We start from the raw sequence: 11029 nt of genomic DNA on the forward strand, positions 1-11029 counted from the left end.
GGTCACCGATGCCTGCCGCCCTGGCCGCCGCACATATCGGTCACCAGATCGAGCACAGCTCGGCCCTGATGGGGTTTCTGGTCGGCGCGGCGATCGGGCTTGCGGTGGGCGTGGCCATCGTCGCGGTGACGGTGGCGACGGGCGGCGCGGCGCTTGCGGTGATTGCGGCGGTCGGGGGTGCCGTCGCCGCGACCGGCGGCGGCGCGCTGGCCGGCATGTATGTCGGCGAGGCCCATCGAAGTCCAAAGGGCCCGATCAGCACCGGTTCGGCCAATGTCTATTACGGCCCGCAGCGGATTCCGGCGGCGCGCGCGGTGCTGGACACGGTCAGTTGTTCCAACCACGGCACCAAGCGCATCGCCACGGGCAGCGACAGCGTTTTCATCAACAGCTATCCGGCCGTGCGCGACAGCGACGTGACCGAATGCGACGGCACCGTCACCTCGGATCTGTCGCATATCCGCATCGGGGCGGAAACGCTGGCCTATCTGCCCATCGAAAGCGAGGTCCCCGACTGGATGGTCAATCTGGCCACCGGCATGGTGATTGTCGGGGGCGCGGTCGCCCTTTTGGCGGGGGGCGCGGCGGCCTTTGTCGCCGGCGGCTGGTGCGCGCTTGGCACATTCGGGTTGCAGGCCGGTCTTTCGGCTTTGGGTGGCGCGGTTCTGGCCCCCCTTGGCGGCATGATCGGCGAGGCGGTTCTGGGCGGCGAAATGGGCCGGCGGCTGGGCGAGGTCACCTTTGGCATGATCGGCGGCAGCATTGCCGGCCGCTTCGGTCTGGGGATGGGGCGGCGCACCTTTACCGGCCACCCGGTCGATGTCGCCACCGGCGAGCTTTATACCGCAGAGACCGATTTCACCATGGGCGGCGCCATTCCCATCGCATGGGAACGGTTCTGGATTTCCTCGTCCGATCAAAAGGGATCGCTGGGCCATAAATGGCACCATCCCCTTGATATGGAACTGGTCGAGGGGGGCGATTACGCGGTGCTGCGCGTCCCCTATGGCCGGCTTGTGCTGTTGCCTCGGCTGGCGCCGGGACAGAGCTTTTATCACCGCGCCGAAAAGCTGACCGCGATCCGCGACAGCCAGAGCGGCTGGCGCATCCGCATGGAGGATGGGCTGATCCGGCGCATGGCCGCATGGCCGGGCCGGCCGGGCTATTTCCGGCTGACCGCGCTTGGCGATGACAATGCCAATCAGGTCGCGCTCAGCTATGATTCGCGCGGCTGTCTGGTCAATGTGCGTGCCAGCGACGGCATCGATTATCAATTCTCGCTGGATCCGGTGGGGCGGGTGACCGAGATCACCAAGACCGACGGCAATGCCCGGATCATGCTGGCCACCTATACCTATGATCTGGCGGGTGAGCTGATCGCGGTGCGCAATGCCGGCGGCTCGGCACAGCTTTATGCCTATAGCCACGGCCTTATGGTGCGCGAGACGCGGCGCACCGGCCTGTCGTTCTATTTCGAATGGGACGATCCGTCACTGATGACGGGCGCGCGCTGCATCCGCACCTGGGGCGATGGCGGCATTTATGTCCGCGACATCCTTTATGACACCGACCGCGCGCTGACCACCGTGCGCAATGGCAAGAACAATACCGAACGCTATTTCTGGGATCCGCGCGGCTTTGTCACCCGCTGTTATTCGCCGCTGGGCGCGCAGAGCACCGCCCGCTTCAACCGCTTTGGCGAATGCGAGATCAGCACCGATGCCAATGGCCGCTCACAGCGCAGCGGCTATGACGAATTCGGCCGCCTCATCCTGTTTCAGGACGAAAGCGACGCCTGCCAGCGCTTTGCCTATTCCAGCCCTGATCCGACCGATCCGAATTTCTTCAATGTTGCCCGTCACATCGACGCGCTTGGCCATGAATCGCATTCGACCTATGATCAGCGCGGCAACCTGATTTCCTTTACCGATCCGACCGATCACACCATCCTGACGCTGCGCGACGAACGCGGCCTGCCGCTGGTCGTGCGCGATGTCGAGGGGGCGCTGGCGCGCTATTCCTGGACCCGTCAGGGCTGGTTACAGGAAGAGCGCAGCCCCAAGGGTGGGCGCATCCGCTATAGCCATGACGGCTTTGGCCGCGTGCAAGAGGAAACGGTCGAGGAAACCGGCACGACGCGCTATCGCTATGACGTGCATGACCGTCTGGTCGAGGTGCTGACCCCGGACGGGCGCACCTCGCGCATGTCCTATGATGCCGATGGCAATCTGATCGAACATATCGACCCGGCCGGTCACCGCACCGCATGGGATTTCGCCGGCCTGCCGATGCCGGTCCTGCGCACGAATGCCGATGGCACGCGCTTTCGCTATAGCTATGACAGCGAGCTGAACCTGATCGGGTTGCAGAACGAGTCGGGCGAAATCTATGCGCTGGAATACGACCCGGACGAAAGGCTGATCGGCGAGATCGGCTTTGACGGCCGCCGCCAGCGTTACCATTACGACCCCGCCGGCCATGTCATCCGCTATGAGGACGGCCATCGCGGCCACCGCCTGACCCGCGATCCGCTGGGCCGGCTGCTGCAACGGCAATGTTCGGACGGGTCATGGGCCAGCTATCGCTATGACGCGATGGGCCGCATGATCATGGCCGAGAACGAGGTCCGCCGCACCGGCTTTGTCTATGACCCCCGGGGCCTGCTTTTGCGCGAAACGCAGGGTGCGGTCGAAATCGCGCACAGCCTTTCGCCGCGCGGCGAACGCATCGGCTCGATGCTGCCGGACGGGCGGCGCATCGGCTATGGCTATGATCAGGACAGCTGTTTCGACCGCCTGACTTTTCAGGGCCGCGAGGTGCTGCGCCTGTTGCGCGACCGCATGGGCCGCGAAACCCAGCGCGAAGGCGGCGGCATCGGTCTTTCCACCGATTACGACCCCCAGGGCCGGATCGAGGGCCAGCGCGGCTATCGCCGCCGCCGCGACAAGCCGGTATTCGGGCGCAGCTATGATTACGATATGTCGGGTCTGATCCGGCAGGTGCGCGACATCGCGCGCGGCGACCGCGTCTTTCAATACGATGCGCGCGAACAGCTGCGCCGGGTATCGGGCGGCGGCACGCGCGAGGTCTTTTCCTTCGATCCCGCCGGCAACATCCTTGCCGATGTGGAAAGCGTGCGCAACGCCTCGGTCGTGGGCGGCCGGCTGTTGATGCGGGGCGATGTCCATTACCGCTATGACGACGCGGGCAACCGGGTCGAGATGCGCCGTGGCTGGGGCGGCCGCCACGTCTATCAGTTCGATTACGACGACATGAACCAGCTGGCCGAGGTGCGCGAAACCGCCGGCCGCGTGCATCGCACCACCCGCTTTGCCTATGACGCGCTGGGGCGGCGGGTGCTGAAACACCACCGCGAGGAAACCGCCCCGCTGATCGCCGCCAATGACTGGCACGGCGGCAGCAGCCCGCCGCAGGCGCGGCTGACGGTCGAGGAATCGGTCTGGTTCCTGTGGGATGGCGACAATCTTCTGGCCGAGGGGCGGGGGGATCTGTCCGGCCCGGCCGATGCCTTTGCCATCGTCTATGTCCATGAACCCGACACCTTTCGCCCGGCCGCCCAGATCCGCCGCCATTCCTCGGAAAACGAAGGGGCGGTGCTGCTTTACTGGAACGACCATCTGGGCACCCCGCATGAGCTGACCAACGAGTCGGGCGAACTGGTCTGGCAGGTCGCGCTCAGGGCCTGGGGCGGGATCGGGCGCGTCCATGTCGAGCGGGTCGAAAACAATATCCGCTTTCAGGGGCAATATTACGACGCCGAGACCGGGCTGCATTACAACCGCTTTCGCCATTACGACCCGGCGGCGGGCTGTTATGTCAATCAGGATCCGATCGGGCTGGCGGGGGGCGAGGTGCTGGCCCGCTATGCCTCGGATCCGCAGCGCTGGGTCGATCCCTGGGGCCTGACGACATGGGATGATTTCCGGCGCGAAAATCGCGGCCGCTATGACCGTCAGAGCCTGTCGACCGCCTATGCCGAGAAATACCCCAAGCCCACGGTGATGCCCGGCGGTGCCGTGCACGGCAATTCCCATGCCAGCACGCGCACGACCTATGGCTATATCATCCGTGAAAGAACCGCCGACGGATCGCCCGGCCGCATCCTGAAATTCGGCGAAACCAGCAAACCGAACCCGATCCGCCGCTATACGCAGGGCTATTACACCCGCAACAATGCCTATATGCAGGTGGTCAAAAAGGGCAGCAAGGCGCAGATGTACCAATGGCAGCATCAGCGCATCGTCGAATATTCGGCCCGGCATGGCGTCCGGCCCAGCCTGAACAAGTGCAATTACTGAGGCCGGAATGGACATCTTTTTCACCAGCGTGACCGAGGGCAAGACCGGCAACGACCTGCCGCGCATCTACATGCCGATGAACACGCTGCTGAAGGAACGGCTGGGCGGGCGCGATTACGGCCCGGGATTGCAGCTTTGGTTTCTGATGTTCGTTCTGGTCGCGCCGGGGTTTCCGGGCGCCGATGACAAAGAGCGCGTAACCTACAAGAAAAAGGATCGCAGCACCGATCTGCGGCTGTTTCTGGATTTCGCGGCCTATAAGGCCGGCGATGCCGGGATGCGGCAACATCTGGTCTATGACTGCATGATGCGTTCGCTGCACCTGTTGGCGGCCAAGAAAATCCCGGATTTCGACAGCGCCGCGCTGATCGCGGATGTCGAGAAAATCGGCACCGAACAGGGTTGGAGCCGGGCCTGAAACGGGCCTGACGCGCGGCGGCGCCGCAAAATCGGCGAAGAACCCCCAGACATGCCGTTCCGGCATCACAGAACCGTTGCGTTCTGGCCCGAGCCGGCTAGAAACGAACCGGTATGTTTAATTGAAAATTAACCTAGATACTCTCAATGAAATTGATGCAAAGATTGTTTCTTCGCCCCGTTTCCGGGGTGGGCTTGTGGCTGCGACCGGGTTTGCCCGGCGCGGATTTTGTGTCGCGACAGCCTGGCTGCGTGGTTTCCCGGTTCCTTGGTTCAGCCTGCTGGAAAAAGGGACAAGCATGGAAACCTTGACGGAATACGACAAACTGGATGGCAAGGTGATCGCCGATCGCCGGACCGGGCGCCCGGTGATGGGTTTCGCCATTCAGACGCGGCTCTTTCTGGCCGATGGCGCCCAGACCCGGACCCGCCACGCCGCCTGTGACGCGCTGGCGCTGTTTCGCCAGCTGGCGCCGACGCAGGTCACGCATGTGCAGCCCGATCCCGATAGCGGCCCGCGCCCGATTGGCGCCGGCGATCTGGCGACGAGCCTGCGCGATGCGGCCGGGCGGCTGGACCCCGGGCGGGACATGCATGCGCCGCATCTGACATCCTGGCCGGCGGCGCCGCCGAAATGGCAGGCCAGCGCCACCTTGCCGGCCGGCAGCGAAGGCGATGACGCGATTTCGGTCTTTGACGCGGCCGTGCCCCCGGCATTCGTGCGCGGCAATCCGAATCTGTATCTGGGGGCGGTGCTCGACTGGTGCGAAACGCTGCGGCCGCTGCACGGGCTGGCGGGATTCGCGCCGATCTATGAATTCGGCATGAGCCGCAGCCATATGTGCGAAACTTGGCCCTTTCTGGCGCGGTTTCCGGGGCTGCACTATCCGCTGCCCTATACCAATGCCGCCAAGGGACAGGCCGCGCGCCGCATTTCCGGCACGAACTGGCTGACGATTCTGGGCGATGAGGTGCTGGCCGCCCTAGGCGGGCAGGCCGAGCTGATCGCCCGGCTGGCGGCGGCATGGGCCGCGGTGATGGACGAGCCGCTGCGCCAGCAGTTGCCGCCGGGCATCACCTTGCACGATTACGACGGCGGGCTGTTGATCCGGGCCGGGATGCATCCGCAGCTGGGCGATGTGAACATGGGCAATATCCCCGAAACCTATCGCGTGGTGAATGACGCCCTGCGCCCGCTGCGCTTTGAGGATTATCAGCAAAATCCCAAGGACCTGATCGAGGTTCCGCGCCCGCTGGATGCCTATGAAGAAACGCTGAACTGGCTGAATCGCTTCGATATCGAGCCCTAGATCGGCCTTTCCGGCCCCGACAGGGATCGCGATCCTTGCCGGGGTTGGCCGATTGCCGCCGAAAAATCGGGTTTTGGGCGATCAACTCGCCGCGTCATTGTCAGATTTTGCTGGTCAAATGCCACCGGCTGCGGCAGGTAGTTTCAAAAAGGTCAATGAGTTTATTAGGGAATTTATCTTGCTTTTGGCGATTTCGGACTGCCCTTGTCGGATGCCGGGGGCAAAAGCCGGCTTCTAGCGTGCAAGAACGGAAGGCTTGCGGCGATGCGGATGGTCATGGATGATGACTATGCGTCGTCTGCGGGGGCTGTTCGCACAAGGTCGTGGTCATTTGGCATGTGGCAGAATTGGAGCACCGCCCTAACCCCTGAAAAGGCCCCGTTCAGGTTCGTCATGGATCGCGGGATGCCGATGCATGCCGTCTGTATGGCCGATGCGTTGGCGGACGGGCAGGTGGCATGACAGAGCTGGCCTCGATCCTTGCCTGGGGCATTGCGACGGTGGCCGATGGCGACAGCCGGGAACAGGCAGATGCACTGGTCGAGGGTCGCCCGCATTATCAGCGCCATCCCCGCTGGGTCGGGCGCGACGGGCAACGCCAGATCATGTGCTGGGCCTCGGGGCTGCGCGATCACGTCGATTTCGCCTCGCGGGTCGCGCTTTTGGCACAGCGCGCCTGGTCGGCCTGCCGTCAGGCGCAATTGCAACAGGGCATGCAGCCGGCGCGGGCGGAGTTGATCCTGGCCCTGCCGCTGGTGCTGGGCTTTCATCCCGACCTGCGCGAGAATTTCACCGCCGCCGCGGCGCGGCTGAACTTTGACGGCATGACCTCTGTTCAGCTGATTTTTGGCGAGCATGCGGTCGGGCTTGCGGTCTTTGAACGCGCCGCCGCCGCCCTGACCCGCGGAGGTGCGCGCCACGTCTATATCGCGGCCGCCGATACGCTGGTCGCGCCGATGATCCTGGACATGCTGGCCGCCAAGGGCGAGCTGCGCGACCGTCACAATCCCTGGAACCCGGTCCCGTCCGAGGCGGCCGTCTGCATGCTGATCGCCCGCCCTCAGGATGGCTGGACCGGGGTCAGCCAGCATCCCTGTGTCATGGCCAGCGCCTCGCGGATCGAGGATATGTTCGCCGAGATTTCCGAGGCGGCCTGCGATGATGGCGACAGCCTGACCGAGGCCGCGCGCGAAAGTCTGGCGCAGATGCCCGATGTGGCGCGGATCGTTTCGGACGCTTCGGGTTGCCGCTGGCGGGCCGAGGAACTGGGCCGGGTGACCTCGGCGCTGTCGGTGCATGTGCAGGATGCGCCGATCTTTACGGCGGCGCAGGCGGTTGGCGATGTCGGCGCCGCAACCGCGCTTTTATCGGTGGTGATGGGGCTTTCGGCCGGCCCGGGCGGCAGCCTGATCCTGGCCAGCGAACGCAGCGGCAGCCGGCGCAGCGCCATCGTCATTCCCGCCGCAAGGGCCGGGGCTTCGGGGCTGTCCTGTGGCGGCGCGGGGCTGGCCCTGGGCTAGGTGCGCAGGGTCACGGCGGTATTGTCGATCAGCCGGATCCCGTCCAGCATTGCCGCCACCAAAAGCCGCGCCGGGCGACCGGCCACGGGATCACCCAGCGTCGTTGCGTCGCGCAGTTCCAGATATTCGACCGGATCGAACCCGGCGGCGGCAAGATCGGCGTGCGCCGCACGCAGGACATCGGCCACCGGCTCGCCCGCCTCGATCCGGCGGGTGGCGGCAAACAGCGCCTGCGGCAGCGCCGCCGCCCGGCTGCGGGCCTGTGGCGACAGGCGCTGATTGCGCGAGGACAGCGCCAGCCCGTCCTCGGCCCGCACGCAGGGGCAGGGGACGATATCGAGCGGCAGTTGCAGATCAGCGACCAGCCGCCGGACCAGTTGCAGCTGTTGCCAGTCCTTTTCGCCGAAAAACGCGGCATCGGGCTGGGTCATGTTGAACAGCAGCGTCACCACCGTGGCCACGCCGTCGAAATGGCCGGGGCGATGCGTGCCCTCAAGCGGCTCGGTCACGCCCGAAACCCGGATCGTGGTGGCGTGATCGGGGGGATAGACCTCGGCCGCGTCGGGCACGAATAGCGCATCCACCGCAAGCGGCCCCAGCAATTCGGCATCGGCCAGTTCGGTTCGCGGATATCGGGCGAAATCCTCGGGATTGTTGAACTGACGCGGGTTCACGAACAGGGTGACGACAACCCGGTCGCAGCGTTCGCGCGCCGCCCGCACCAGGCTAAGATGCCCCTCATGCAGGGCGCCCATGGTGGGGACAAGGCCGATGGTTTCGCCGTGCCCCTTCCAGCGCCGGATCTGTCCGCGCATCTGTGACAGCGGGCGGATGATCGGCGCGCTCATGCAGGGGTGCCCGCGCCGAAGCTGTGTTCCGGGCCGGGAAAGCGGCGGGCGCGCACATCGGCGGCATAGGCCGCGATGGCGGCATCGGCCGTCTCGCCCAGTTCGGCATAACGTTTGACGAATTTGGGGTGAAAATCGGTGAACAGGCCCAGCATGTCGTCGACCACCAGCACCTGACCGTCGCAATCCACGCCGGCGCCGATGCCGATGGTCGGCACGGCGATTTCCTGGGTGATGCGCTGGCCCAGCGTTTCGGGCAGCTTTTCCAGCACCACCGCGAATGCCCCCGCATCGGCCAAGGCGATGGCGTCGCGGGTGACGCGGTCGGCCTCGTGATGGCCGCGACCCTGAACCTTATAGCCGCCGAGCGTGTTCACCGATTGCGGCGTCAGCCCGACATGGCCCATGACCGGGATCCCGCGCTGGACCAGAAAGGCGACGGTATCGGCCATGTGCCGGCCGCCTTCCAGCTTGACCGCCTGACAGCCGGTTTCGGCCATCAGCCGGGCGGCATTCTCAAAGGCCTGTTCACGGCCCCGCTCATAGCTGCCAAAGGGCATGTCGACGGTGATGCAGGCCTGACTTGCGCCGCGCGCGACGGCCTGACCGTGCAGGATCATCATTTCCATGGTGACGCCCAGCGTCGAGGGCAGCCCGTGCAGCACCATGCCGACGCTGTCGCCCACCAGCACAAGGTCGCAATGCCGGTCGACCAGTTTCGCCACCGGCGTCGTATAGGCGGTCAGACAGACGACGGGTTCATGCCCCTTGCGGGCGCGGATATCGGCCGCGCCAAGGCGGGGCTTGCGGTCGGGGGTCGCGCTCATCGGAAGGTCTCCGGTTCTGGGGTCTGCGGATGGGTGAATATGTGATACGGGCGCGAATGTCTTGCAATAAAATGTCGCGAGGCCCCCGGGTTCGGACAGGAATCAACGGCGGCCCGGCGGCCCGGGGTGACCACCCATTCTTGACAACGCACGACTGGCGCGCCAATTGCGAAAGCGGGGCCGCGCGCCCGCGGCAATGATCTTTTACGGGGACGGGACATGACGCTTAAAGCTGCCATCCTTGGGGCATCGGGCTATACCGGGGCCGAGCTTGTCCGTCTGTTGGCGACGCATCCGCAGATCGAGATCGCGGCGCTGTCGGCGGATCGCAAGGCCGGCCAAAGCTATGACGCGGTGTTTCCGCATCTGCGTCACCTAAGCCTGCCGCCGCTGGTCCGCATGGAAGAGATCGACTTTTCCGGCATCGATATCGTCTTTTGCGCCCTGCCGCACGGGCTGAGCCAGCCCCTGGTCGGGCAATTGCCGGCATCGGTCAAGGTTGTCGATCTGGGCGCCGATTTCCGGCTGCGCGATCCGGCGGAATACAAGAAATGGTATGGGCTGGACCATGCCGCGCCCGAACTTCAGTCGCAGGCGGTCTATGGCCTGACCGAATTCTATCGCGACCAGATCCGGGACGCGCGGCTGGTCGCCGGCACCGGCTGCAACGCGGCGACGGTGCAATTCGCGCTGCGCCCGCTGATCGGGTCGGGGCTGATCGACATCGACGACATTATCTGCGACCTTAAAAACGGTGTCTCTGGCGCTGGCCGCTCGCTCAAAGAGAACATGCTGTTCGCCGAACGCTCCGAGGATGTCGCCGGCTATTCCCAAGGCGGCAAGCACCGCCATCTGGGCGAGTTCGATCAGGAATTTTCGGCCATCGCCGGGCGGCCCGTGCGGATCCAGTTCACGCCCCATCTGGTGCCGGTCAATCGCGGCATCCTTGCGTCCTGTTACCTCAAGGGCGAGGCCGAGGCCGTTCACGCCGCGCTGGCCGCCGCCTATGCCGATGAGCCCTTCATCGTCGTGCTGCCCTTTGGGCAATTGCCGGCGATGGCGCATGTGCAGGGATCGAATTTCTGTCATATCGGGGTGACGGGCGACCGGATTTCGGGGCGCACGCTGGTGGTGTCCACGCTCGACAACCTCTGCAAGGGGTCGAGCGGGCAGGCGCTTCAGAACGCCAATCTGATGCTGGGGCTGGACGAAACCGCCGGGCTGATGCTGGCGCCGGTCTTTCCCTAGGTCCTGATCCCGTAACGGCTGATCTTGTCGTTCAGGGTGCGGCGCGCCATGCCAAGTGCCTGCGCGGCGCGTTCGGTATTGCCGCGCGTGCGTTCCAGCGTGGCGCGGATTTCGCGCGCCTCATAGGCGGCGACGCGCTCGGCCAGGGTTTGCGGTTCCGAAATGGCGCGGGCAGGGGCCTCGGGCAGTTCGATCCCCAGCGCGAAGCGTTCGGCCATGGCCTTCAGCTCGCGGATATTGCCCGGCCATGCCCGGCGCGAGATCCGATCGCGCAGGCTCCAGTCGATTTCCGGCAGCTCGCGACCATAGCGGCGGGCGGCCAGCTGGGCGAAATGCGCGAATAACAGCGCGATATCGGGACCAAGCGCGCGCAGCGGCGGCAATTCGATTTCCGCCCCGGCCAGACGATAGAAAAGATCCGCGCGCAGGCTGCCATCCAGCGTCAGCGCCCGCAGATCGGTCTTGGCCAATGCGATGACGCGCAGGTCCAGCGGGCGGGCGGCGTTTTCGCCCAGCCGGGTGATCCGCCGTTCCTCAAGC

8 protein-coding genes are annotated in these 11029 nt (G+C 65.3%); 5 read left to right on the forward strand and 3 right to left on the reverse strand.

Going from position 1 to position 11029, the window contains the following annotated elements; translation table 11 throughout:
• The first annotated feature begins 8 nt into the window (after positions 1 to 8).
• The 4 genes from ACFOMH_RS16950 to ACFOMH_RS16965 all read left to right on the forward strand — a co-directional run bounded on the left by ACFOMH_RS16950 (position 9) and on the right by ACFOMH_RS16965 (position 7566).
• Complete coding sequence (locus tag ACFOMH_RS16950) at positions 9 to 4319, forward strand: RHS repeat-associated core domain-containing protein (RefSeq protein ID WP_377745974.1); 4311 nt, start codon at positions 9 to 11, stop codon at positions 4317 to 4319.
• Between the two features lie 7 nt (positions 4320 to 4326).
• Positions 4327 to 4737, forward strand: coding sequence for an Imm44 family immunity protein (locus tag ACFOMH_RS16955; protein ID WP_377745975.1), 411 nt, complete (start codon positions 4327 to 4329; stop codon positions 4735 to 4737).
• 298 nt (positions 4738 to 5035) lie between these two features.
• Positions 5036 to 6046, forward strand: a complete 1011-nt coding sequence (locus ACFOMH_RS16960; protein ID WP_377745977.1) for a type VI immunity family protein — start codon at positions 5036 to 5038, stop codon at positions 6044 to 6046.
• Between the two features lie 458 nt (positions 6047 to 6504).
• Positions 6505 to 7566 carry a hypothetical protein gene (locus ACFOMH_RS16965; RefSeq protein WP_377745979.1) on the forward strand — a complete coding sequence of 354 codons (1062 nt, stop codon included), beginning with the start codon at positions 6505 to 6507 and terminating at the stop codon, positions 7564 to 7566.
• Here the strand turns inward: ACFOMH_RS16965 and panC are convergent.
• Together panC and panB are read right to left on the reverse strand one after the other, a co-directional pair.
• A complete protein-coding gene (gene panC, locus ACFOMH_RS16970) occupies positions 7563 to 8414 on the reverse strand; it encodes a pantoate--beta-alanine ligase (RefSeq protein ID WP_377745981.1) in 852 nt (283 codons plus the stop codon). The two genes, ACFOMH_RS16965 and panC, sit on opposite strands and share 4 nt — an antisense overlap.
• Positions 8411 to 9241, reverse strand: a complete 831-nt coding sequence (gene panB / locus ACFOMH_RS16975) for a 3-methyl-2-oxobutanoate hydroxymethyltransferase (protein ID WP_377745983.1) — start codon at positions 9239 to 9241, stop codon at positions 8411 to 8413. The genes panC and panB overlap by 4 nt, the downstream gene beginning before the upstream one ends.
• Before the next feature lie 219 nt (positions 9242 to 9460).
• Here panB and argC point away from each other — a divergent pair, with 219 nt between their 5' ends.
• Positions 9461 to 10489, forward strand: a complete 1029-nt coding sequence (argC, locus tag ACFOMH_RS16980; protein ID WP_377745985.1) for an N-acetyl-gamma-glutamyl-phosphate reductase — start codon at positions 9461 to 9463, stop codon at positions 10487 to 10489.
• On the opposite strand, the gene ACFOMH_RS16985 is transcribed toward argC, so the two are convergent.
• Positions 10486 to 11029, reverse strand: a 544-nt coding sequence (locus tag ACFOMH_RS16985; protein ID WP_377745987.1) for a helix-turn-helix domain-containing protein, incomplete at its 5' end; no start/stop codon positions are given. The genes argC and ACFOMH_RS16985 overlap by 4 nt on opposite strands.

Origin of the sequence: Paracoccus mangrovi (assembly GCF_042648425.1) — a bacterium.
GTDB classification, from domain to species: domain Bacteria; phylum Pseudomonadota; class Alphaproteobacteria; order Rhodobacterales; family Rhodobacteraceae; genus Paracoccus; species Paracoccus mangrovi.

Excerpts from the sequence above, each read along its gene's own strand:
- ACFOMH_RS16950 (WP_377745974.1), top strand. The coding sequence starts at position 9 with ATGCCTGCCGCCCTGGCCGCCGCACATATCGGTCACCAGATCGAGCAC.
- ACFOMH_RS16955 (WP_377745975.1), top strand. The coding sequence starts at position 4,327 with ATGGACATCTTTTTCACCAGCGTGACCGAGGGCAAGACCGGCAACGAC.
- panC (WP_377745981.1), bottom strand. The coding sequence starts at position 8,414 with ATGAGCGCGCCGATCATCCGCCCGCTGTCACAGATGCGCGGACAGATC.
- panB (WP_377745983.1), bottom strand. The coding sequence starts at position 9,241 with ATGAGCGCGACCCCCGACCGCAAGCCCCGCCTTGGCGCGGCCGATATC.
- ACFOMH_RS16960 (WP_377745977.1), top strand. The coding sequence starts at position 5,036 with ATGGAAACCTTGACGGAATACGACAAACTGGATGGCAAGGTGATCGCC.
- ACFOMH_RS16965 (WP_377745979.1), top strand. The coding sequence starts at position 6,505 with ATGACAGAGCTGGCCTCGATCCTTGCCTGGGGCATTGCGACGGTGGCC.
- argC (WP_377745985.1), top strand. The coding sequence starts at position 9,461 with ATGACGCTTAAAGCTGCCATCCTTGGGGCATCGGGCTATACCGGGGCC.